Source organism: Streptomyces sp. NPDC053427 (genome assembly GCF_044544985.1).
In the GTDB taxonomy this organism is placed as follows: Bacteria; Actinomycetota; Actinomycetes; order Streptomycetales; family Streptomycetaceae; genus Streptomyces.
Genome location: NZ_JBITYA010000002.1, coordinates 254,095 through 274,893 on the forward strand (window position 1 = coordinate 254,095; position 20,799 = coordinate 274,893).

The following is a 20,799-nucleotide window of genomic DNA, read 5'->3' on the forward strand; positions in this document are numbered from 1 at the left end:
CCGGCGGCGCCTCACATCCCGGTGAGCGCCAGCTTCTCCAAGCGTTCCAGGCGCTCGCGGGAGGCGTCGTCCACGGGTGTGTACGTCAGCACCTTCGGCCCGGGGTTGGGCCCCGTCCACAGGCTGCTGGCGGTGAGTTCCAGGATGCCGACCCGGGGGTGCCGGAAGACCTTGCAGGCGCTCAGGGGGCGCAGGACCTCGTGCTGCGCCCAGATCTCGCGGAACTCCGGCGACGCCTCGGTCAGCCGGGCGAGCAGCGCCTTCCAGGCGGGCTCGGCGAGGTGTCCGGCCATCGACGCACGGAACTTGGCGGCCATCACCCGCATCGTGGCGTCCAGATCGACCAGGCTGGCCCGCCACTGGGGGTGGGTGAACGCCAGCCACATGGAGTTGCGGTCCGCTTCGGGCAGCGCGTCGAGGTCGCACATCAGCTGCCCGAAGGTGCAGTTGTAGGCGAGGATGTCGAACCTGCTGTTCTGGACGGCGGCCGGGAACGGCGAGAGCTGGTGCAGCATCTGCCGCAACGCGGGCGACACGCCCGTGCATTCGGTGCCGGGCAGCGGGTCGACGGTCCCGGCCAGCGCGAAGAGATGGCTGCGTTCGGCGCGGTCCAGCAGCAGCGCGCGGGCGACCGCGTCCAGGACCTGGGGCGATACATGGATGTCCCGGGCCTGTTCGAGCCAGGTGTACCAGGTGACGCCGACCGCCCCGAGGTGGGCGACCTCCTCGCGGCGCAGCCCCGGGGTGCGGCGGCGGGCGCCGCGCGGCAGCCCCACCTGCTCCGGGGTGATCCGCTCCCGCCGGCTGCGCAGAAAGGCGGCCAACTCGGCCCGGCGGGCGGCGTCGTCGCGGGGCGCGGCGCCGTACCGTGGGGCGGCTCCGGCTCCGGCGGATATGGCAGCCTGCGTCAAGGTCGCGTCGACGGTCATGCCTCCAGCGTGCCGCAGGCGCCAGCCGGTTGCCAGGTAGCGCTGGTACCAGGATAAGGACACTCTGGTACCCGTCTGAGCGGTCGACGATCGTCGACTCCGTGAGCGATACCCGAGTTCGGACCACTGCCCCCGCAGCCCCACCCACGGCTGCCTCGCCCCGGTCGACGGCCACCCCGTTACTTACCGCGACAGGTCTGCTGACCGTCCTTCTGGGCGCGGCCCTGCCGATGATCGACTTCTTTATCGTCAATGTCGCGCTGCCGACCATCGACCACGATCTGCGCGCGGGCCCCGCGCTGCTGGAGATGGTGGTGGCGGGCTACGGCGTCGCCTACGCCATGCTGCTGGTCCTCGGCGGCCGGCTCGGCGACATGATCGGGCGCCGCCGGCTCTTCCTGTGGGGCCTGGCCGCGTTCGGACTGACCTCGCTCGCCTGCGGAGTGGCCCCGGACGCCTGGACGCTGGTGGCCGCCCGGGTGACCCAGGGCGCCGCGTCCGCGCTGCTGCTGCCGCAGGTGCTGGCCACCATCCAGGCCACGACCACCGGCAAGCACCGCGCCAAGGCCATGAGCCTCTACAGCGGGACGGCGGGCGTCGCCAGCGCCGTCGGCCAGGTGCTCGGCGGGCTGCTGGTCGCGGCCGACCTTGCGGGCACCGGCTGGCGTGCGGTCTTCCTGGTGAACGTGCCGATCGCCGCCGTGGCCTGGCTGCTTGCCGTCCGTACGGTCCCCGAGACCCGTTCCCCGCATCCGAGCCGGGTCGACGGCCCCGGCACCGCGCTGCTCGCCCTCGCCCTGATCACCCTGCTGCTGCCGCTGACCGAGGGCCGGGCGGCCGGGTGGCCCCTGTGGTCGTGGATCCTGCTGGCCGTCTTCCCCTTCGCCGCCACCGCGTTCCTCCTCGTCGAGCGCCGCGCCGAACGCGTCGGCCGCACCCCGCTCGTCCCTCCGTCCCTGCTGCGCATCCCGTCGGTGCACAGCGGCCTGTCCATGATCGTCCCGTTCTCGATCGGCTTCGGCGGGTTCATGTTCGTGGTGGCCGTGGCCCTCCAGACCGGCCTGCACTACGGCCCGTTCGCGGCCGGCCTGTCCCTCGCGCCTCTCTGCCTCACCTTCTTCCTCGCCTCGCTGGCGGGCCCCCGGCTGGTGCAGCGCTTCGGGCGGCGGGTGGTGATCGCCGGTTCGCTGATCCAGGGCACCGGGCTGCTCGTCCTGGCGCTGACCGTGTACGCCGGCTGGCCCGGCATCTCGGTGGCCGGACTCGCGCCGAGCATGGCGATCCTGGGGGCCGGCCAGGGCATGGTCCTGCCGACAGTGGTGCGCATCGTGCTGAGCGAGCTGCCGGTGGCGCAGGCCGGTGTGGGCGGCGGCGTCATGACCACCAGCCAGCAGTCCGGTCTCGCCCTGGGCGTGGCCACCCTCGGCACCCTCTTCCTCGCACTGCTGCCGTCGGTCGGCATCCGCGATGCGCTGCTCGCCGCCCTGCTGACCCAGCTGGCGATCGTCCTGGGCACGACCGTGCTCGCGCTACGCCTGCCGCGCACGGTGCGCTGACCTGCGGGAACGCGAGGGGAGACGGCAAGCTCACAGATGACGACTGACAGATATTGAAATCTGTCAGTCGTCATGCCATAGTGAATGCACCGGCCGGGCCGATGCGCCCTTCCGCTCACCGGCCCGGCCCGGTACCCCATCCCGTCCCTCCGCCCCCAGGAGACCGCTGTGCAGACCCGCACCCTCGGCACCACCGGCCCCCAGACCTCCGCCCTCGGCCTCGGCTGCATGGGCATGTCCGCCCTCTACGGCGACGCCGACCGCGCCGAATCCCTCGCCACCGTCCACGCCGCCCTCGAAGCGGGCATCACCCTGCTCGACACCGGCGACTTCTACGGCATGGGCCACAACGAACTCCTGCTCAACGAAGCCCTCGCGACGGCCCCCGCCGCCGCCCGCGAAAAGGCCCTGATCAGCGTCAAGTTCGGCGCCCTGCGCACCGTCGAAGGCGGCTTCAGCGGCTACGACGGCCGGCCGGACGCGGTGAAGAACTTCGCCGCGTACTCCCTCCAGCGCCTGGGCCGCGACCACATCGACGTCTACCGCATCGCCCGGGTCGACCCCGACGTCCCGGTGGAGGAGACCGTCGGCGCCATCGCCGAGCTGGTCGAGGCCGGACACGTCCGCCATATCGGCCTCTCCGAGGTCGGCGCCGAGACGCTGCGCCGGGCCGCAGCCGTCGCCCCGATCTCCGACCTCCAGATCGAGTACTCCCTCCTCTCCCGCGGCATCGAGGACGACATCCTGCCCACCGCCCGCGAGCTGGGCATCGGCATCACGGCCTACGGCGTCCTCTCCCGCGGTCTGATCAGCGGCCACTTCGGCCGCGACCGCAAGCTCGCCGCCAACGACTTCCGCGGGATGTCGCCGCGCTTCCAGGGCGAGAACCTCGCGCGCAACCTCGACCTGGTGGACGCGCTCCGCAAGATCGCGGAGCAGAAGGGCGCCACGGTCGCCCAGACCGCGATCGCCTGGGTGCTCTCGCGCGGCGAGGACATCGTCCCGCTGGTCGGCGCCCGCCGCCGCGACCGGCTGACCGAGGCGCTCGGCGCCATGGACCTCACGCTGGACGCCGACGACCTGGCCGCCATCGAGCGCGCGGTCCCGGCCGGCGCCGCCGCGGGCGAGCGCTATCCGGCCGAGCAGATGGCCCACCTGGACAGCGAGCGATGACCGCCCGGGACGACGGGCGCGGCCGCCAGGTACGGTCCGTAGTACCTGGCGGGCACATACCCGGTACGCAGGCACCCAGCGCACAGGCACTCGGTGTGCAGGCATCCGGTGTGCAGGCATCCGGCGCGGACGTACCCGGTGCGTGCGCCCACCGCGCGTCTGCCAGGCGTCCCCGCCCGTCGTCCTCGCCCGCTCTCCCGAAAGGCCGGCTCGTCCCATGGCCCCCGAGACACTGACCCCCGAGCGCATCCTCGAAGCCACCGAGGAGGTGCTGCGCCGCTACGGCCCGGCCAAGGCCACGGTCGTGGACGTCGCGCGCGCCCTGGGGGTGAGCCATGGCAGCGTCTACCGCCACTTCCGCACCAAGGCGGCGCTGCGGGAGGCGGTCACCGAGCGCTGGCTGGACCGTACGAGCCAGGAGCTCTCGGCGATCGTCACGGACCAGGGCCCGGCCGACGACCTCCTGCGCCGCTGGCTCGCCGCCCTCTTCGAGGCCAAGCGCCACAAGGCCGGCGACGATCCCGAACTCTTCGCCACCTACATGACATTGATCGGCGAGAGCGGCGGCGCGGTCGACCGCCATGTCACCGACCTCGAATCCCAGCTCACCACCATCATCGAAGCCGGCGTCTCCCAGGGCACCTTCCACACCCCCTCCCCCGCCACCGCCGCCCGCGCCGTCTTCTCCGCCACCGGCCGCTTCCACGACCCCTGTTACGCCCCCGAGTGGTCCCGCCCGGAGATCGAGGCCGACTTCGAGGCCGTACGGGAACTGATCCTGCGGGGGCTGCAGGCGTAGGACCGGCCGCCCGCACCCGCCCTGCGCACGTGCCACGCCGAGCCACGCCTAGCCGAGCCGAGCCGAGCCGAGCGCTGTGATCTTCGCGCGATCGGCATCCGTACCCGGTCGGTTCGTGCTGAGGATCGGTCATACTCGGTTCGCCTGAGCCACAACGGACCATGCGGGGGACAGAGATGAAGCCATTGTTGAGAGCGGCGGCCGGAACGGTCACCGCGCTTGCCGCCCTCTCGCTGACGGCGTGCGGCAGTTCATCGGACGGCACGGACGGCACGGACAAGAAGCCGAAGCAACAGCAGAGCACGCCCGCCGCCACCGCGCCGAAGAAGCGGATACCCGCGGCCTTCGACAACACCAAGGGATGGTCGGTCAAGGAGGGGAGCGGCGGCGAGGAGCTGGCCGGCCCCGTCATCGCGCCCGACGCGGGGCTGGTGCTCCTCCGGTCGAACGCCGCCGACGGCAAGAGCTCGCGCATCGTCGCTCACGACGCCAGGACCGGAGCGATCCGCTGGAGCAGCAAGCCGATGCCCCGGCCCACGTCCCCCGACGCCAGTACCACCACCGACGTCAAGGTGTTCGTGACGCACAAGGGCGGCAAGGAGTACGCCGTGCTCGCCGCCACCGGCAGCGAGGGCGGGGACTCCGTCAACAAGGCCGCCGGTGTGACCCGTCTCGCCACCTACGACACGGCCGCCACCGGCAAGCAGGTGGCACCGGTCAAGGAGACCACGTTCCCCGACCTGGCCTCCCATGGGTACACCGTCCAGCGGGACGGCGGCCAGGCCTTGGTGTCGCTGAACGCTTCCACGGCCGTGGTGGATGTGGTGTCGGGCAAGGTGACCACGTACGACGAGAAGAGCCCGGTCTTCAAGGCCCCCCGGCCGTGCCCCAACCTCATCGGATCCTGCGAGAGCGGCGCCCGGATCGTCGGGCAGACGCCGACCGGCCCCCTGGTCCGGGGCTTCCGGGCCTTCTGGGCGGCCGGCGGCTGGTTCAGCGGTGATGCCGTACCGGCCGGAGCGACCGCGAGCCAGGGCTCGGCCGATGTCACGGTCTACGGCACACCGGGCGGGCAAGCGGTGGCGGCCTGGCCGACCAAGAAGGCGATGACCAACGTAACGGTCTGGGCGGTGCACGACGGCCGTACCGGCAAGGTGATGGCCTCGGTCGCATGCACAGGGTCCGGGAACGACGACCAGTTGGAACCCACCGTGTCGACCGACGGCCGCTACGTGATCGCCGGTCCCACCGTCTTCGACGTTCAGGCGAAGCGCGGCCAGTGCTTCACGGCGAGCAGCGCCCGGAACGAGATCGAGGTGCTCGCGGTCGACAAGGACGGCACGGCGTACGGCAACGCCAAGGAGGTCGGCATCAGCGGAACCACCAATGCACCGGCCTCGGTGGATCTGGCCACGGGGAAGGCGTCCGCACTGCCGGAAGGGACGCTCGTACCGGATCTGATCGGCGCGGATGTAGCGGTCTTCGGCACGCACACGAGCGGCGGCGAACCCATCCTCGTCTATCCGCGCCGCTGACCACGGTCGCCGGCCGCCCGCGCCGCCGCGGCGTGGGCGGCCGACCCGCGGGGACGGCCCGCAGGGACGACCCGCGGGGACGGCCCGGAGACGCGGCCCGCAGCCGCTCCACGCGCGGTTCACACCGGCTCGGGCCGACCGGTGCACGCACCCACCCCCTATCCCCCGACCCCCAGGAACCGCAGCACGGCCAGCACCCGCCGGTGATCCGCATCCGCCTTCGGCAGATCCAGCTTCGCCAGGATGCTGTTGATGTGCTTGGCCACCGCGCTCTCGCTCACCACCAGTTGGGCGGCGATGCCCGCATTCGACCGGCCCTCGGCCATCAGGGCCAGGACGTCGCGTTCGCGGCCGGTGAGGCGTTCGAGGGGGTCGCTGGACCGCCGTACCAGGAGCTGGGCGACGACCTGCGGGTCCAGGGCCGTACCGCCGTCCGCCACCCGCCGCAGCGCCTCGATGAACTCCTCGACGTCCGCGACCCGTTGCTTGAGCAGATAGCCCACGCCGCTGGTGTTCGTCGCGAGCAGGTCGGCCGCGTAGCGCTCCTCGACGTACTGGGACAGCAGCAGCACGGCGGTGGACGGCCACTGCTGGCGGATCGCCAGGGCGGCGCGCACTCCCTCGTCCGTGAAGCCGGGCGGCATACGGACGTCGACGACCGCGATGTCCGGCCGGTGTTCCTCGACCGCCGCCAGCAGCCCCTGCGCCTCCCCCGCCTCGGCGGCCACCTCGAAGCCGGCCATTTCCAGCACTTTGACCAGCCCGATCCGCAGCAGGACGGAATCCTCGGCGATCACAGCACGTCTCACATCGGGCACGGCAGCTCCACGCTCATCATGGTCGGGCCCCCCACAGGGCTGCTCATCCGGAAAGTTCCGTCCACCGACCGGACCCGCTGGGCGAGCCCCTTCAGACCGGTCCCCTTGGACGTATCGGCGCCGCCCACACCGTCGTCGGCGATCACCACCCGAAGTATCCCGCCGAGCCGGGTGACCGTCACATCGGCCCGGGTCGCCTCCCGTGCGTGCTTGGCGATGTTGGTCAGCGCCTCGGAGACGACGAAGTAGGCGACGGCCTCGATGGCGGGCGAGGTGCGTTGAGGGAGGTCCGCCGGTATGTCGACGCGCAGGCGTACGGGCAGCGGGGCGCGGGCCGCCAGCCCCGACAGCGCGGCGTCCAGCCCCAGCTCGTCCAGGACGGCGGGGTGGAGGCCGCGGACGAGATTGTTCAGCTCCTCGATCGCGTCCTTCGCCTCGCGGTGCGCCGCATCGATCACCTCCCGCGCCTCCGGAGGCAGATCGGTGAGCGTGGCCTTGGCCAGCCCGAGGTTCAGGGCGAGCGAGACCAGCCGCTGCTGGGCGCCGTCGTGCAGATCCCGCTCGATACGGCGGCGCTCGGCGTCGGCGGCGTCCACCGCCCCGGCGCGGCTCTCGGTGAGGTCGACCACCCGTCGTTCCAGGTCCTCGCTCGGGTCGGGCCCCAGCAGGCCGGGGCCGAGGTGCGTCTCGAGGCGTACCAGGGCCCCGGCGAGGGCGGGTACCGCGGCGAGCGCGGCGAGGCCGGCGAGGGTGACGTAGAAGGCCCGGGTCGCGTAGCCGGGGTTGTCGGCCCGCCACTCCCAGGGAACCCCCCATATCCATCCGTACACCGTGGCGGCGGCCAGACCCGTCAGCAGCAGGGACAGCAGCAGCACCTCGAGGCTTCCGAACAGCGCCCCGACCAGGCAGTGGTATCCGAACTGCCGCTGCGGCCGCCGCCACCCCGCACGGGCGATGTCGATCCCGAGCAGCCGCCGGAAGCGCCAGCGTTCGGCGACGGTCAGCGCCGGAACGGAGAACACCGTCAGCATCAGCGCGAGGCCCAGGACCACCGGCACGCTGGTGTCCCGCCCCACGGCGATCTCCCACACAAGACCGAAGATCATGAACAGCAGGAACCCCGTGAGGAGGTGCAGCGGCACCCCCAGAGCGAGGAAGTACGTATCGCGGGTCAGGCGGGTGAGCGCGCGCCGCGGCCGGGGCGGGATTTTCATGATCCAACCGTACGTGCGGGGCGCCGCGACCTGCCATGAAGCCTGTTGCCGTACCGGGGGTGCAACTAGTGCCACCCCAAGTCGGAAAGCCTCGTTACCGACTGTGGCCGCCGCAACCTGGAGTGTTGATCACGAGCCCGACGGCCGGGTTCGTGACACCGAAAGAGACCTCCGCCATGGCCCTCACCGCCCTCAACTCCCCCGTTTCCCACGGCAGTTGCACCACTCGCGCGGCGGTACGGCTCAGCCCCGCCCGCCGTTGGCAGGGCCGGATCCTCGCCGGCGCCGGCCTCGTCCTCCTCCCCTGGCTCGGCTACCTCGCCGGCACCCTCCCGCCCGCCGAGGCGGCGGCCTGGGTGGCCCTGGACGCCCTGGAAGCCGCCTGTCTGCTGACCGCCGGCACCCGCCTCCTGCGCTCCGACCCCCGCCACCGCGCCCCCGCGGCCGCCGCGGCCGTCCTCCTCCTGGCCGACGCCTGCATCGACCTGGCCACCGCCGCCCCCGGCGCGGAACTGGCCGCCGCGACAGCCATGGCGTTGGCGGCGGAGCTTCCCCTGGCGGCCCTGTGCGCAACACTGGCGGCGCGCCCGGCCCGGGCCGCGCAGGGCGCCTGACCCGAGGCGTCCTAGGCGCTTGACCGGGGGCGTCCGAGGCACCCGACCGGGGCGGCCAGGGCACCTGCCCGGGGGGCGAGGTCACCTAGGGCACGCCCGAACAGAACCCGTAGGGGTGGCGAGGGCCCCCTGCGGGCCACAACGCGGCGGGGCCGAGGGGGTATTCCCACTTCCCGCACAAACAGACAACGGTGGTGCCGGGCCCCGTACGGGATCCGGCACCACCGTTGTCAGCGTTGTACGGCGTCAGCAGCGCAGCCGTTGATACGGCGTCAGCAGCCGAGCCGATGGTGCGGCGTCAGCAGCCGAGCAGTCGGCCGCCCAGGTAGGACTGGATCTGGTCCAGGCTCACCCGCTCCTGCTTCATCGTGTCGCGCTCGCGCACCGTGACGGCGTTGTCGTCGAGGGTGTCGAAGTCGACCGTGACGCAGAACGGCGTGCCGATCTCGTCCTGGCGGCGGTAGCGGCGGCCGATGGCGCCCGCGTCGTCGAACTCGATGTTCCAGTTCTTGCGCAGGTCGGCGGCGAGCCCCTTGGCCTTCGGGGAGAGCTGCGGGTTACGGGACAGCGGCAGGACCGCGACCTTGACCGGCGCCAGGCGCGGGTCGAGGCGCATGACCGTGCGCTTCTCCATCTTGCCCTTGGCGTTGGGGGCCTCGTCCTCGATGTACGCGTCGAGCATGAAGGCGAGCATCGCGCGGTTCACACCGGCGGCCGGCTCGATGACGTACGGAGTCCAGCGCTCGCCGGCCTCCTGGTCGAAGTACGACAGGTCCTGGCCGGAGGCCTTGGAGTGCGCCGAGAGGTCGAAGTCCGTCCGGTTGGCCACACCCTCCAGCTCCGAGAACTCGGTGCCGCCGAAGTTGAAGCGGTACTCGATGTCAGCGGTGCGCTTGGAGTAGTGCGAGAGCTTCTCGGCGGGGTGCTCGTACCAGCGGATGTTCTCCTCGCGGATGCCGAGGTCGCGGTACCAGTTCCACCGCTGCTCCATCCAGTACTCCTGCCACTGCTCGTCCTCGCCCGGCTTGACGAAGAACTCCATCTCCATCTGCTCGAACTCGCGGGTGCGGAAGATGAAGTTGCCCGGCGTGATCTCGTTACGGAACGACTTGCCCATCTGGGCGATGCCGAACGGCGGCTTCTTGCGGGAGGTCTGCTGCACCTGGGCGAAGTTGGTGAAGATGCCCTGGGCGGTCTCGGGGCGCAGGTAGGCGACCGAGGCGGTGTCCTGCGAGGGGCCGAGGTGGGTGGAGAGCAGGCCGGAGAACTGCTTGGGCTCGGTGAAGCCGCCCTTGTTGCCGCAGTGCGGGCAGTTGATGTCGGCGAGGCCGTTCTCGGGGAGCTTGCCGTGCTTGGCCTCGTACGCCTCCTCCAGGTGGTCGGCGCGGAAGCGCTTGTGGCAGGAGGTGCACTCGGTGAGCGGGTCGGTGAAGGTGGCGACGTGGCCGGACGCCTGCCACACCTCGGGGGCCAGGATCACCGACGAGTCGATGCCGACGACGTCCTCGCGCGAGGTGACCATGGCGCGCCACCACTGGCGCTTGATGTTTTCCTTGAGCTCGACGCCGAGCGGACCGTAATCCCAGGCAGCCCTGGAGCCGCCGTAGATCTCACTGCAGGGGTATACGAAGCCACGGCGCTTGCTCAGGCTGACGATGGTATCGATCTTGTCGGCGGCCACGGTGCTCTCTTCATTACGACGACGAACGATGAATAGGGCAGCGCCCTGCGCCTCCGTGTGGGGTGGTGGTCAGGAGACGGGCGGGCGAATAGTTCAGGGTACCGGCGGCCGTACCCCCTGGATCAAATCGGTTCCGGCCCGTTGTCGGGCCGCTCACACCGACCCCGGCCTTGTTGACAATCGTTTCCAGTTTTGTTGAAAATGACTGTCATGAACGTACGCCGTCAGATATCCACCGCAGCGGTCGCCGGGGTCTCGGTGCTCGGCCTGCTGGCCCTCTCCGCCTGCTCCACCTCGAGTGGCGCCCGCACCGCGGACGGCAGGCTGCGGGTGACGGCGTCCTTCTACCCCCTGCAGTTCCTCGCCGAGCAGATAGGCGGCAAGCACGTCGAGGTGTCCAACCTCACCAAGCCGGGTGTCGAGCCGCACGACCTGGAGCTCAAGCCGAAGCAGACCGCCCAGCTCGGCGAGTCCGGCGCGATCGTCTACCTCAAGGGCCTGCAGCCCGCCGTGGACGCAGCGGTCGAGCAGTCCGGCGTCGAGAACGTCGCCGACGCGGCCTCCCTCACCCGCCTCGAAGCACACGGCAACGAGGTCGACGGCCACCACCACACCACGGGCGACAACCACTCCGGCCACTCCGGCGAAGAGGGCGCGAACGACCCGCACATCTGGCTCGACCCGGTGAAGTTCGCCGAGGTCGCCAAGGGCGTGGGCAAGACCCTGGCCAAGGCCGACCCGGCCCACAAGGCCGACTACCGGAAGAACACCGACGCGCTGGTGACGAAGCTGAACCGGCTGGACACGGACTTCCGCGACGGCCTGAAGAACAAGGCGTCCGACACCTTCATCACCACCCACGCGGCCTTCGGCTACCTCGCCGAGCGCTACGGGCTCACCGAAGAGGCCATCAGCGGCATCGACCCCGAGTCCGAGCCCAGCGCCAACCGCATCAAGGACCTGCACACCCTCGCCGCCGAGCACCACGTCTCCACGGTCTTCTTCGAGACGATCGCCAACCCGGCCACGGCCAAGGCGCTGGCCGGCGATCTGCATCTGAAGACCGACGTCCTCGACCCGCTCGAGGGGATCACGGACACGTCGCGCGGCAAGGACTACTTCGGCGTGCAGCGGGCCAATCTCGCCGCCCTCCAGAAGGCGCTCGGCAGCAAATGACGGAGGTCACCATGAACGAGTCGCACCCCCCACAGGTCATCGATCTGCGCGCCGCCACCGCCTCGCTGGGCGCCCGCCCGGTGCTGCGCGGTGTCGACCTGACCGTCCGCTCCGGCGAGGTCGTCGCCCTGCTCGGGGCCAACGGCTCCGGCAAGTCGACCGCCGTGCGCTCCGTCATCGGCCAGGTCCCGCTCACCGGCGGCGAGCTGTCCCTCTTCGGCACGGAGTTCCGGCGCTTCCGGGACTGGGCCCGCATCGGCTACGTGCCCCAGCGCACCACCGCCTCCAGCGGCGTCCCCGCCACCGTCCGCGAGGTCGTCACGGCCGGCCGGCTGGCCCGTACGAAGCTGGGCATCCTGCGCAAGGCCGACCGGGCCGCCGTCCACCGCGCCCTGGAGCTGGTGGGCATGGCGGACCGCGCCAAGGACTCCGTCAACGCGCTCTCCGGCGGCCAGCACCAGCGGGTGCTGATAGCCCGCGCCCTGGCGGGCGAACCGGAACTGCTGATCATGGACGAGCCGATGGCCGGCGTCGACCTGGCCAGCCAGGAGGTGCTCGCGAGCGCGCTGCGCGAACAGGTCGCCCGCGGCACCACCGTCCTGCTCGTCCTGCACGAGCTGGGACCGCTGGAGCCGCTGATCGACCGCGCGGTGGTGCTGCGCGACGGCTGCGTCGTCCACGACGGCCCGCCGCCCGAGGCCGTGGGCCAGCACGCCCTGCCCGGCCACGACCACGTCCACCCGCACGCCGACGCGGCCGCGGAACCGATCCGGACGGGACTGCTGACCTGATGGAAATCCTCGACTACGCCTTCATGCAGCGGGCCCTGCTCGCCGCCCTGATCGTCGGCGTCACCGCCCCCGCGATCGGCATCTACCTCGTCCAGCGCCGCCAGGCCCTGATGGGCGACGGCATCGGCCATGTCGCCCTCACCGGCGTCGGCCTCGGCTTCCTCCTCAACACCAGCCCCGTCTGGGTCGCCACGGCGGTCGCCGTCGTCGGCTCGGTCGTCATGGAGCTGATCCGCTGGTACGGCAAGACCCGCGGCGACCTCGCGCTGGCCATGCTGTTCTACGGCGGTATGGCCGGCGGCGTGATGCTGATGAACCTCTCCGACGCGGGCTCCAACGCCAACCTCAGCACCTATCTCTTCGGCTCGATCACCACGGTCTCGCCGCAGGACATGGTCACGATCTGCGTCCTGGCGGCCCTGGTGCTGGCGATCACCGTCGGGCTGCGCCGTCAGCTGTTCGCGGTCTGCCAGGACGAGGAATTCGCCCGGGTGACCGGCCTGCCCGTACGGCTGCTGAACCTCCTGGTCGCCGTCACCGCCGCGGTCACCGTCACCGTCGCCATGCGGGTCGTCGGCCTGCTGCTGGTCAGCGCCCTGATGGTGATCCCCGTCGCGGCCGCCCAGCAGCTCAGCCGCAGCTTCGCGGTGACCTTCGCGGCCGCCCTCGGGATCGGCGTCACGGTCACCCTCACCGGCACCGCCACCTCGTACTACGTGGACGTCCCGTCCGGCGCGACCATCGTCCTCTTCGCGATCGGCCTCTTCGTGCTCTTCACCGCCCTCGCCGCGCCGCTGGCGAAAAAACGCGCCAGGACTGCCGCGAGTACGGGCAAGGGGTGCACCCTGGAGGTACCTGGCAGCCGCACCCCCGCCGCAGACGACGTCAGCGTGTGACGGACGGATCCACGGGCACGCGGATCCACGGACACCGAGACGGCGGAGACGACGAAGACAACGCAGTCAGCCGAAGGTGTAAGCGTTCCCCCAGGGTTCCGGTCATCACCTGGCACAATGGCCGACGCACGTGGCAGGGGAATTCCTGACAGTCCTGACGTCCTAGGAGGCAACGGTGGCGACGAGCGCGGGATCTCCGGTACGCGGCCGGTCGACGCGGCAGCGGACCGCGGTGTCGGCCGCACTCGACGAGGTCGACGAGTTCCGCAGCGCGCAGGAACTCCATGACATGCTCAAGCACCGGGGCGATTCGGTCGGGTTGACCACCGTCTACCGAACGCTCCAGTCGCTCGCCGACGCCGGCGAGGTCGATGTACTGCGCACCAGCGAAGGCGAGGCCGTCTACCGCCGGTGCAGCACCGACGATCACCATCACCACCTGGTGTGCCGCGCCTGCGGCAAGGCCGTCGAGGTCGAGGGCCCGGCGGTCGAGAAGTGGGCCGACCAGATCGCCGCGGAGCACGGTTTCCGCGATGTCGCGCACACCATCGAGATCTTCGGGACGTGCGGAGACTGCGCGGAGCGGGCTGCGGAGCAGAAGTAGCACCACGCATACGGAGCGGGCCGCCTTCTTCGGAAGGCGGCCCGCTCCGTGTGCGTTTCCCCGGTGGTCGTTTCCCCGGTGGTCGTTTCCCGTGTGGTCGTTTCCGTTGACAGATCTGTCAGGTACACGCCGGTGTTAACCTTCGCCGAGGCATCGGCGCGGATCTTCGCGCACCACGGGGGTACGCATGCTCGTTCTCGGGGAGTTCTGTCCCCCGTCGGCCTCCGGCCCGCAACGGCGCAGCCGGCGTACCCGCGGCGGCGCCATGAACGAGAGAGAACGCCGACATGTTCACCCGCCGCCTGCTCGCCGCAGCCGTCCTCGCTGCGACGCTGACCACGCTCACCTCCTGCAAGGGCGAGGACGCGCCCGCGTCGGCCTCCCCGGAGGCCACCGCACCGTCCGCCTCGTCCCCGGCGCCCGCACCGTCCGGCACGCCGACGTCCTCACCGAGCCCCTCGGCCTCGCCCTCGAAGGACCTGTCGGCCGACCCTGAGCCGTCCTCCGACTGCACGCCCCGCACACTGGCCAAGGGCCACCGGATGGTGCAGCTCACGGGCGCACCGGCCGGCGGCACCGTGCCCGCCAGGGAGGCGAAGTTCGCCTGCGACCCCAACGGCGGAGGATATGCGGGGACGGGGAAGGCTGCCCGGCTGCGGCTCGCCTCCGGCGCCACGGCCGAGCTGAGCACCGGCGCGGTCGACCACCGTACGGCGACCCTCGCCCAGCTGACCGCGCACCTCACCGCCTGCCTGCGGCACGAGACCGTCGAGCAGCCGCTGGCCTGCTCGGGCGACCTCTACGAGATCACCGTGAACGGCTCCGGTGACGTCACGCACCTCAGCGAGCTCTGGCACTCCTGACGCCCGCGGCCCGGCCCCCCGTACAGCGGGAAGCCGGGCCGCCCCGTCTCACGTCGCGGACTCGCCCGCCGCCAACTGCGCGCCACCGAACCGGCGGTCCCGCTTCGCGTACTCCAGGCACGCCTCCCACAGGTTCCGGCGGTCGAAGTCCGGCCACAGAATGTCCTGGAAGACCATCTCGGCGTAGGCGCTCTGCCAGATCAGGTAATTCGACGTCCGCTGCTCGCCCGACGGCCGCACGAAAAGATCCACGTCCGGCATGTCCGGGTAGTACATGTACTTCGCGACGGTCTTCTCGTTCACCTTCGACGGGTCCAGCTTTCCGGCCCGTACGTCCGCGGCGATGGCCGCCGCGGCATCCGCGATCTCCGCGCGACCGCCGTAATTCACGCAGAAATACAGCGTCATCGCGTCATTGTTCTTGGTCTGCTCCTGGGCGATCTGGAGCTCCTGCACCACGGACTTCCACAGCTTCGGCATCCGCCCGACCCAGCGGATACGGATACCGAGCGCATCCATTTCGTCACGGCGCCGGCGGATGACGTCCCGGTTGAAGTTCATCAGGAACTTGACCTCGTCGGGCGACCGCTTCCAGTTCTCCGTGGAGAAGGCGTAGAGCGAAAGGTTCTTCACGCCCATTTCGATGCAGCCCTTGAGGACGTCCAGGACGACGGCCTCGCCGACCTTGTGGCCCTCGGTGCGCGGCAGCCCGCGCTCCTTGGCCCAGCGGCCGTTGCCGTCCATCACGACCGCCACGTGGTTCGGGACGAGTTCGCCGGGAATCTTCGGCGGACGCGCACCGGACGGGTGCGGCTCGGGCGTCTCGTACTCGCGCCGGTTACGCCCCAGAATCCCGCGTCGTGCCATGCGCCCCACAACTCCTATGTGCCTTGACGTACGTATCTGTATTGCGGGCCGATCCTTCTTGGGAACCGGCCCGTTCCGAGGGTCGTTCTTCGAGGTCGTTCGCTACTTCTCTACGTACCGGAGAGAGCGCAGGCCCCGCTCCAGGTGCCACTGCAAATACGCCGCGACCAGCCCGCTGCCCTCCCGGACATGGCGCGCCTCACACGCATCAGCCGTCTCCCAGTCACCGGTCAGCAGCGCGCCCAGGAGGACGATGGCCTCCGAGGAGGGTACGACGCTCCCCGGCACCCGGCAGTCCCCGCAGATCACACCGCCCGACGCGACCGAGAAGAACCGGTTGGGACCGGGCATTCCGCACCGCGCGCAGCTGTCGAAACTTGGCGCATAACCGTTCACGGCGAGCGAGCGCAGCAGGAAGGCGTCCAGCACGAGGTGCGGCGCGTGCTCGCCGCGGGAGAGCGTGCGCAGCGCGCCGACCAGCAGCAGGTACTGCTGGACGGCCGGCTCGCCCTCGTGGTCGGTGAACCGCTCGGCCGTCTCCAGCATGGCCGTTCCGGCCGTATAGCGGGCGTAGTCCTGCACGATCCCGCCGCCGTACGCCGCGATCGTCTCGCTCTGCGTGCACAGCGGCAGCCCGCGCCCGATCAGCTCGCCGCCCCGCGCGAAGAACTGCACATCGACGTGCGAGAACGGCTCCAGCCGCGCCCCGAACTTCGACTTCGTCCGCCGCACACCGCGGGCCACGGCCCGCACCCGCCCGTTGCCCCGGGTCAGCAGCGTGATGATCCGGTCCGCCTCACCGAGCTTCTGGGTGCGCAGCACGATGCCGTCGTCGCGGAACAGACTCATGGAGACATTCTCGCGTATGGGCGAGCGGGCGTGGGCACCGGAGAGATTTCACTGTTCGTATCCTCTCGGTGACGTAGCGGCACTAGCCTCCTTCCGGAAAGGAAGGTGGCGCCCATGCCCAATCGCCGACCTCGCGAGACGCAGGAGGCCGGGTGGGAGTTCCTGGCCTCGGAACTCAGAGATCGCCGGTTGTCGGCCGGCTTGACCCAGGAGGAGCTCGGGAGGCGGGTGTTCGTCTCCGCCGCCTACATCGGCGCATTCGAGGCAGGGTGGCGCAAGCCGTCGCCGGAATTGGCGGCCCAGCTCGACGTCACACTGGAGACCGACGGATTCTTTGAGCGGCTGTGCCGGAAGCTGCTGGAGAAGTCACCGTTCGCGGCGTATTTCGCGAAGGCCGCGGAGCTGGAGAAGCTCGCCACGAAGATCTGCGACTTCGAGTCGATGACGGTGCCTGGGCTGTTGCAGACAAAGGCGTACGCGCGGGCCCTGACGATCGCGGGCAATCCACTCGCGGAGGACGAGTACATCGAGGGGAAGGCGTCGTCCCGGATAGCGCGGGCCTGCATCCTCGACAACACCCCACGGCTCGACTACAGGCCGATCCTGCACGAAGCCGTGCTGCGTGTACCCGTGGGCGGTCCGGTCACCATGGCCGAGCAGTTGGACCACATCGCCCGGCTCATCCGCGACCGCAGGACCCTGATGCAGATCCTCCCCTTCGCGGCGGGGCCGGTCCCCTTTATCGGCCGGATGCTGAAGCTCATGGAATTCGAGGACGCCCCGCCAACGGTCTATACGGAAGGCGCGTATTCGGGCAATTTGCTGGACGAACCGGCCACGGTGAAGCGCGTACAGAAGGACTACGATCTGCTGAGGGCCGTCGCCCTGTCTCCGGAGGCGTCCCTCTCCCTGATCGAATCGGCGGCTGAGGAATACAGACGATGCGCGAGTACAACTTGAGCAGCGCTCAGTGGCGCAAGAGCAGTTACAGCGACGGGCACGGCGGCGACTGCATCGAAGTCGCCCACGACTTCCCCGGCGCCGCCCACTGGCGCAAGAGCAGCTACAGCGACCACAACGGCGGCGACTGCCTGGAGGTCCGCGACGACCGCCCCGGCGTCGTCCCCGTCCGCGACAGCAAGGACCCCCACGGCCCGGTCCTGGTCATATCGGCCGCAAGCTGGTCCACGTTCGTGAACAGCATCAAGACCGCTCCATCACCGGCAAGTTAATACCGCATCAATAAACGTCTCGGCCCCGCCGTCGTCCCCACGACCGCGGGGCCGCAACACGTAACCCTCTGCCGCACAAAGGGCGGAATGCGACCTTCTGCATTTCTCACGCAGGCCTTACCGGGGGCCTCACAGGACGTCATGTCCCCGGTAGCATCGCGTGATGATCGGCAACACACCGCTGTGTGCCGGTCACCACATTCCCCCACCCGAGGATCCCGATGACATCCATACCCGAGGCGCTGTTGTGGTGCCTCAGCGCTGGAACGGCCGCCGCCTTGGTGCTCGCGGCCTTTGTGATCCGCGCGAGGATGCAAAGCGCCGCCTTGAGACAGCGCCTCAGCACCGCTGAGGAGCAGAACTCCGCCTCACTGCACGCCAATACGGAGCTGACGGCCCGGCTGCGGGCGACCGAGGCCGAGATCCGGCATCTGGCGGGGGCCCGCCTCCCCGATCTGACCCTGGCACTGGCGCATCCGCACGTGCCCGTACGGGGGCTGCTGGACTCCCGGTTCGCCGGGTCGGAGACCGACCAGGCACTGAACAACGTGCTGGAGCAGATCGCCGAGGCGGTCGCCAAGGAGCGGGAACGCGTCGACGCCGCGGCGCAGTCCACGCTGCGGGGCGCGACCACCACCATCCAGGCGCTGCTCTACCAGCTCCAGACCCAGCTGCAGGGGATGCAGCACCGCTACGACGACCCGAACGTCGCGCAGGATCTCCTGGCGGCGGACTTCCTCAACGAGCAGGCGCTGCGGCGTATTCAGGCGACGGGTGTGGTCTGTGCCGCCTGGCCGGGGCTGACCCGTGAGGACTCCTACCTCGCCGAGCTCGTCGTCGGCGCCACCTCCCGGCTGCGCGGCTACGAGCGCGTACAGGTCACCAACCAGCTGCGCGACCCGATCGCCGTCGTCGCCCGAGCGGTCGAGCCGATCGCGATCACCGTCACCGAGCTGCTGGCCAACGCGCTGCACCACTCGCACCAGGAACTGCCCGTCAACGTCACCCTCCAGCAGGGCAACCGCGGTGCCTCGGTCATCATCGACGACTACGGCGTCGGGATGCACGAGGAGGAGCTCAAGCACGCCGCGACGCTGCTGTCCGGTGACGGCGACCTGATGCTCACCCAGCTCGGCGACCCGCCACGCACCGGGTTCGCGGCGGCGGGCCAGCTGGTCCGGCAGTACGGCTACCGGGTGCACATCGAGGCGTCCCCGTACGGCGGGGTGCGCGCGATCGTCTACATCCCGGGCGACCCCCTGCTCACCATCCTCGACGAGAGCCAGCAGCCCATGTCCGTAATGGCTCCTGTTCCGCACCGATCCGGCGCACAGGACCGGGGCACCCTGCCGACCCGCAACCCGGGTCGCGCCGCGCACCAGTCCCCGGCTCCCGCCGCCTCGCCCGCCTCCCCTCCGGCGCCCAACCCGGCGGATCTGTACGACACCAGTTCTTTCGCCGCTCCCGCTCCCGCGCCCGCGCCCGCTCCCGCTCCCGCGCCTGCAGCCGCGCCCGCCGCCGGGCCCCTCGCGGGGGACGAGCCCGAGCTTCCGCGTCGCCGCCGCCGTAATCCGGTGTCCGAGCACGACCAGAACGCCCTGCGCAGCGAACCGCAGTCCGCGCGCACCCCGGAAGAGACCGCTTCCCGCTGGGCCGCACTCCAGCAGGGCACCGAATCCGGGCGGGCCGCAGCACAACAGTCACAGCCCCCTCGCAGTACCGAAGGGAACCCCCAGTCATGAACACCCCCGCCCCCGCTCGCCGCCGCAACATCGAGGACAAGTCCTGGGTGCTGGCGCCTCTCCTGGAGCTGCCGCATGTTATCCACGCAGCCGTTATTTCCGGTGACGGATTCATCGAGGGCTCCTCGCCCGGTCTCCAGCGGGACGCCGCCGAGGGCGTGGCGGCCATGATGTCCGCGCTCCAGGGCGCCGGACGCGCGGTGACCGCGGCCTTCGCCGAGCAGCAGGACGCCAAGCTGCGGCAGACGGTGATCGAATCCGAGGAGGGCTGGGTCTTCGCGATACCCGCCGGCGAGAACACCTGCCTGGCCGTCTTCGCGGCGCCCGATGTGAACATGGGCGTCGTCGCGCACCATATGCAGATCCAGGTGTCGACCCTGGGCGCCAAGGTCATGAGCAGCCCGGCGCGAGATCTGGGCAACTCCGCATGACCCCCCGCCAGAGCAACAGGCGCCTCGTACCGGCCTATCTGGCCACCGGCGGCCGCGCCCGCCCCAGCCGCAACACCCTGGACCGGCTCTCCCTGCTGCACAGCGCGGGGATGCCGGTCACCAGTGAGGTCCGCCCCGAAGAGCGGCGCATCCTGGAACTGTTGCAGCCGGGGGCCTTGTCTCTGGCGGAGGTCGCCGCCCACCTTCAGCTGCCCGTCAGCGTGGTGAAGGTGCTGGTGGCCGATCTCGTCGATGCCGGGCGGCTGTTCGCCCGTGTCCCCATTCCCGAAGCCGAGCAATTCGACCGGCAGATCCTGGAGAGGGTTCTCGATGGACTCCGCTCTCTCAAGTCCTAGCACCGGCGGCATGTACCTTTCCGGCGCCGACCAGACACTCGTCAAGCTCCTGGTCGCGGGGCCTTTCGGAGTCGGCAAGACCACGCTCATCCGTACGCTGTCCGAAACCCCGCCGCTGCACACCGAAGAGGTCATGACGCAGACCGGCGCGGTCGTCGACGATCTCGCCGGCGTCCGGGACAAGACCACCACCACCGTCGCGATCGACTTCGGGCGGCTGACGCTGCCCGGAGACCTGGTGCTGTATCTCTTCGGCACCCCGGGGCAGAAGCGTTTCCGGCCGCTGTGGGCGGACATCGCGCGCGGCGCGCTGGGCGCCCTCGTCCTCGCGGACACCCGCCGGCTGGCGGACTCCTTCGAGGTGATGGACATCATCGAGGAGGCCGGGCTGCGCTACGCGGTCGCGGTCAACGCCTTCCCCGACGCGCCGCACTACGACGTCGACAAGCTCCGGGAGGCCCTCGATCTGCACCCGGACACGCCGCTGGTGCTGTGCGACGCCCGGGACCGTGGCCAGTCCGTCGACGCGTTGATCGCGCTGGTCTCGCATGTGCTGGCGCACACGCCCCAGGAAAACCAGTAGGGGCGCAGGACAACCGGCCGGCGCGTTCACGCCCCCGTGACGGCCCTGAGCGCGGCACTGGCATGCCCCTGACACCCCCGTCGTCCCAGG

At 70.5% G+C, this 20,799-nt stretch carries 22 protein-coding genes; 16 read left to right on the top strand and 6 right to left on the bottom strand.

What is annotated here, in order from left to right:
- Positions 1-11: 11 nt before the first annotated feature.
- Complete coding sequence (locus tag ACIGWZ_RS05885) at positions 12-929, bottom strand: helix-turn-helix transcriptional regulator (RefSeq protein WP_400061234.1); 918 nt, start codon at positions 927-929, stop codon at positions 12-14.
- A gap of 101 nt (positions 930-1,030) precedes the next feature.
- On the opposite strand from ACIGWZ_RS05885, the gene ACIGWZ_RS05890 reads away from it, so the two are divergent.
- The 4 genes from ACIGWZ_RS05890 (at position 1,031) to ACIGWZ_RS05905 (ending at position 5,992) form a co-directional block, all read left to right on the top strand.
- Positions 1,031-2,485, top strand: coding sequence for an MFS transporter (locus ACIGWZ_RS05890; RefSeq protein WP_400061236.1), 1,455 nt, complete (start codon positions 1,031-1,033; stop codon positions 2,483-2,485).
- A gap of 168 nt (positions 2,486-2,653) precedes the next feature.
- Positions 2,654-3,658, top strand: coding sequence for an aldo/keto reductase (locus ACIGWZ_RS05895; RefSeq protein WP_400061238.1), 1,005 nt, complete (start codon positions 2,654-2,656; stop codon positions 3,656-3,658).
- A gap of 217 nt (positions 3,659-3,875) precedes the next feature.
- A complete protein-coding gene (locus ACIGWZ_RS05900) occupies positions 3,876-4,457 on the top strand; it encodes a TetR family transcriptional regulator (RefSeq protein ID WP_400061240.1) in 582 nt (193 codons plus the stop codon).
- Positions 4,458-4,633: 176 nt separating this feature from the next.
- Entirely contained in the window at positions 4,634-5,992 is a 1,359-nt protein-coding gene (locus ACIGWZ_RS05905) for a hypothetical protein (protein ID WP_400061242.1), read from the top strand.
- A gap of 158 nt (positions 5,993-6,150) precedes the next feature.
- Here ACIGWZ_RS05905 and ACIGWZ_RS05910 read toward each other — a convergent pair whose 3' ends face one another.
- Together ACIGWZ_RS05910 and ACIGWZ_RS05915 are read right to left on the bottom strand one after the other, a co-directional pair.
- Entirely contained in the window at positions 6,151-6,789 is a 639-nt protein-coding gene (locus ACIGWZ_RS05910) for a response regulator (protein ID WP_400062006.1), read from the bottom strand.
- A gap of 8 nt (positions 6,790-6,797) precedes the next feature.
- On the bottom strand, positions 6,798-8,024 hold the full coding sequence (locus tag ACIGWZ_RS05915; RefSeq protein WP_400061244.1) for a sensor histidine kinase: 1,227 nt from the start codon (positions 8,022-8,024) through the stop codon (positions 6,798-6,800).
- A gap of 176 nt (positions 8,025-8,200) precedes the next feature.
- Between ACIGWZ_RS05915 and ACIGWZ_RS05920 the strand changes: the two genes are divergently transcribed.
- The gene (locus tag ACIGWZ_RS05920) at positions 8,201-8,638 is read left to right on the top strand and encodes a hypothetical protein (protein ID WP_400061246.1); all 438 of its coding nucleotides are present in this window, start codon (positions 8,201-8,203) and stop codon (positions 8,636-8,638) included.
- A gap of 298 nt (positions 8,639-8,936) precedes the next feature.
- On the opposite strand, the gene ACIGWZ_RS05925 is transcribed toward ACIGWZ_RS05920, so the two are convergent.
- Positions 8,937-10,319 carry a glycine--tRNA ligase gene (locus ACIGWZ_RS05925; protein WP_400061248.1) on the bottom strand — a complete coding sequence of 461 codons (1,383 nt, stop codon included), beginning with the start codon at positions 10,317-10,319 and terminating at the stop codon, positions 8,937-8,939.
- A gap of 210 nt (positions 10,320-10,529) precedes the next feature.
- Here ACIGWZ_RS05925 and ACIGWZ_RS05930 point away from each other — a divergent pair, with 210 nt between their 5' ends.
- The 5 genes from ACIGWZ_RS05930 to ACIGWZ_RS05950 all read left to right on the top strand — a co-directional run bounded on the left by ACIGWZ_RS05930 (position 10,530) and on the right by ACIGWZ_RS05950 (position 14,649).
- On the top strand, positions 10,530-11,495 hold the full coding sequence (locus tag ACIGWZ_RS05930; protein ID WP_400061250.1) for a metal ABC transporter substrate-binding protein: 966 nt from the start codon (positions 10,530-10,532) through the stop codon (positions 11,493-11,495).
- 11 nt (positions 11,496-11,506) lie between these two features.
- Complete coding sequence (locus ACIGWZ_RS05935; protein WP_400061252.1) at positions 11,507-12,286, top strand: metal ABC transporter ATP-binding protein; 780 nt, start codon at positions 11,507-11,509, stop codon at positions 12,284-12,286.
- Positions 12,286-13,182, top strand: a complete 897-nt coding sequence (locus tag ACIGWZ_RS05940) for a metal ABC transporter permease (protein WP_400061254.1) — start codon at positions 12,286-12,288, stop codon at positions 13,180-13,182. Before ACIGWZ_RS05935 ends, ACIGWZ_RS05940 begins: the two co-directional genes overlap by 1 nt.
- A 175-nt stretch (positions 13,183-13,357) precedes the next feature.
- Positions 13,358-13,786, top strand: coding sequence for a Fur family transcriptional regulator (locus ACIGWZ_RS05945; protein WP_400061256.1), 429 nt, complete (start codon positions 13,358-13,360; stop codon positions 13,784-13,786).
- A 287-nt stretch (positions 13,787-14,073) separates the two neighbouring features.
- Complete coding sequence (locus tag ACIGWZ_RS05950; protein ID WP_400061258.1) at positions 14,074-14,649, top strand: hypothetical protein; 576 nt, start codon at positions 14,074-14,076, stop codon at positions 14,647-14,649.
- Positions 14,650-14,697: 48 nt separating this feature from the next.
- Here ACIGWZ_RS05950 and ACIGWZ_RS05955 read toward each other — a convergent pair whose 3' ends face one another.
- Together ACIGWZ_RS05955 and recO are read right to left on the bottom strand one after the other, a co-directional pair.
- Entirely contained in the window at positions 14,698-15,516 is an 819-nt protein-coding gene (locus ACIGWZ_RS05955) for an isoprenyl transferase (protein WP_400061260.1), read from the bottom strand.
- A gap of 102 nt (positions 15,517-15,618) precedes the next feature.
- On the bottom strand, positions 15,619-16,365 hold the full coding sequence (recO, locus tag ACIGWZ_RS05960; RefSeq protein ID WP_400061262.1) for a DNA repair protein RecO: 747 nt from the start codon (positions 16,363-16,365) through the stop codon (positions 15,619-15,621).
- A gap of 114 nt (positions 16,366-16,479) precedes the next feature.
- Between recO and ACIGWZ_RS05965 the strand changes: the two genes are divergently transcribed.
- The 6 genes from ACIGWZ_RS05965 to ACIGWZ_RS05990 all read left to right on the top strand — a co-directional run bounded on the left by ACIGWZ_RS05965 (position 16,480) and on the right by ACIGWZ_RS05990 (position 20,709).
- Positions 16,480-17,325, top strand: a complete 846-nt coding sequence (locus ACIGWZ_RS05965; protein ID WP_400061264.1) for a helix-turn-helix domain-containing protein — start codon at positions 16,480-16,482, stop codon at positions 17,323-17,325.
- Positions 17,307-17,597 carry a DUF397 domain-containing protein gene (locus ACIGWZ_RS05970; RefSeq protein ID WP_400061266.1) on the top strand — a complete coding sequence of 97 codons (291 nt, stop codon included), beginning with the start codon at positions 17,307-17,309 and terminating at the stop codon, positions 17,595-17,597. Before ACIGWZ_RS05965 ends, ACIGWZ_RS05970 begins: the two co-directional genes overlap by 19 nt.
- Positions 17,598-17,818: 221 nt before the next feature.
- Complete coding sequence (locus ACIGWZ_RS05975; RefSeq protein WP_400061268.1) at positions 17,819-19,339, top strand: ATP-binding protein; 1,521 nt, start codon at positions 17,819-17,821, stop codon at positions 19,337-19,339.
- A complete protein-coding gene (locus ACIGWZ_RS05980; RefSeq protein ID WP_400061270.1) occupies positions 19,336-19,770 on the top strand; it encodes a roadblock/LC7 domain-containing protein in 435 nt (144 codons plus the stop codon). Before ACIGWZ_RS05975 ends, ACIGWZ_RS05980 begins: the two co-directional genes overlap by 4 nt.
- On the top strand, positions 19,767-20,126 hold the full coding sequence (locus tag ACIGWZ_RS05985; protein WP_400061272.1) for a DUF742 domain-containing protein: 360 nt from the start codon (positions 19,767-19,769) through the stop codon (positions 20,124-20,126). Before ACIGWZ_RS05980 ends, ACIGWZ_RS05985 begins: the two co-directional genes overlap by 4 nt.
- Before the next feature lie 10 nt (positions 20,127-20,136).
- A complete protein-coding gene (locus ACIGWZ_RS05990) occupies positions 20,137-20,709 on the top strand; it encodes a GTP-binding protein (protein WP_400061273.1) in 573 nt (190 codons plus the stop codon).
- The last annotated feature ends 90 nt before the right edge of the window (positions 20,710-20,799 follow it).

What these genes read in the sequence shown, in the direction of transcription:
- ACIGWZ_RS05930 (WP_400061250.1), top strand. Translation starts at nt 10,530, where the DNA reads ATGAACGTACGCCGTCAGATATCCACCGCAGCGGTCGCCGGGGTCTCG.
- ACIGWZ_RS05985 (WP_400061272.1), top strand. Translation starts at nt 19,767, where the DNA reads ATGACCCCCCGCCAGAGCAACAGGCGCCTCGTACCGGCCTATCTGGCC.
- ACIGWZ_RS05950 (WP_400061258.1), top strand. Translation starts at nt 14,074, where the DNA reads ATGTTCACCCGCCGCCTGCTCGCCGCAGCCGTCCTCGCTGCGACGCTG.
- ACIGWZ_RS05905 (WP_400061242.1), top strand. Translation starts at nt 4,634, where the DNA reads ATGAAGCCATTGTTGAGAGCGGCGGCCGGAACGGTCACCGCGCTTGCC.
- ACIGWZ_RS05965 (WP_400061264.1), top strand. Translation starts at nt 16,480, where the DNA reads ATGCCCAATCGCCGACCTCGCGAGACGCAGGAGGCCGGGTGGGAGTTC.
- ACIGWZ_RS05970 (WP_400061266.1), top strand. Translation starts at nt 17,307, where the DNA reads ATGCGCGAGTACAACTTGAGCAGCGCTCAGTGGCGCAAGAGCAGTTAC.
- ACIGWZ_RS05990 (WP_400061273.1), top strand. Translation starts at nt 20,137, where the DNA reads ATGTACCTTTCCGGCGCCGACCAGACACTCGTCAAGCTCCTGGTCGCG.
- ACIGWZ_RS05955 (WP_400061260.1), bottom strand. Translation starts at nt 15,516, where the DNA reads ATGGCACGACGCGGGATTCTGGGGCGTAACCGGCGCGAGTACGAGACG.
- ACIGWZ_RS05935 (WP_400061252.1), top strand. Translation starts at nt 11,507, where the DNA reads ATGAACGAGTCGCACCCCCCACAGGTCATCGATCTGCGCGCCGCCACC.
- recO (WP_400061262.1), bottom strand. Translation starts at nt 16,365, where the DNA reads ATGAGTCTGTTCCGCGACGACGGCATCGTGCTGCGCACCCAGAAGCTC.
- ACIGWZ_RS05885 (WP_400061234.1), bottom strand. Translation starts at nt 929, where the DNA reads ATGACCGTCGACGCGACCTTGACGCAGGCTGCCATATCCGCCGGAGCC.
- ACIGWZ_RS05940 (WP_400061254.1), top strand. Translation starts at nt 12,286, where the DNA reads ATGGAAATCCTCGACTACGCCTTCATGCAGCGGGCCCTGCTCGCCGCC.
- ACIGWZ_RS05900 (WP_400061240.1), top strand. Translation starts at nt 3,876, where the DNA reads ATGGCCCCCGAGACACTGACCCCCGAGCGCATCCTCGAAGCCACCGAG.
- ACIGWZ_RS05920 (WP_400061246.1), top strand. Translation starts at nt 8,201, where the DNA reads ATGGCCCTCACCGCCCTCAACTCCCCCGTTTCCCACGGCAGTTGCACC.
- ACIGWZ_RS05915 (WP_400061244.1), bottom strand. Translation starts at nt 8,024, where the DNA reads ATGAAAATCCCGCCCCGGCCGCGGCGCGCGCTCACCCGCCTGACCCGC.
- ACIGWZ_RS05975 (WP_400061268.1), top strand. Translation starts at nt 17,819, where the DNA reads ATGACATCCATACCCGAGGCGCTGTTGTGGTGCCTCAGCGCTGGAACG.
- ACIGWZ_RS05980 (WP_400061270.1), top strand. Translation starts at nt 19,336, where the DNA reads ATGAACACCCCCGCCCCCGCTCGCCGCCGCAACATCGAGGACAAGTCC.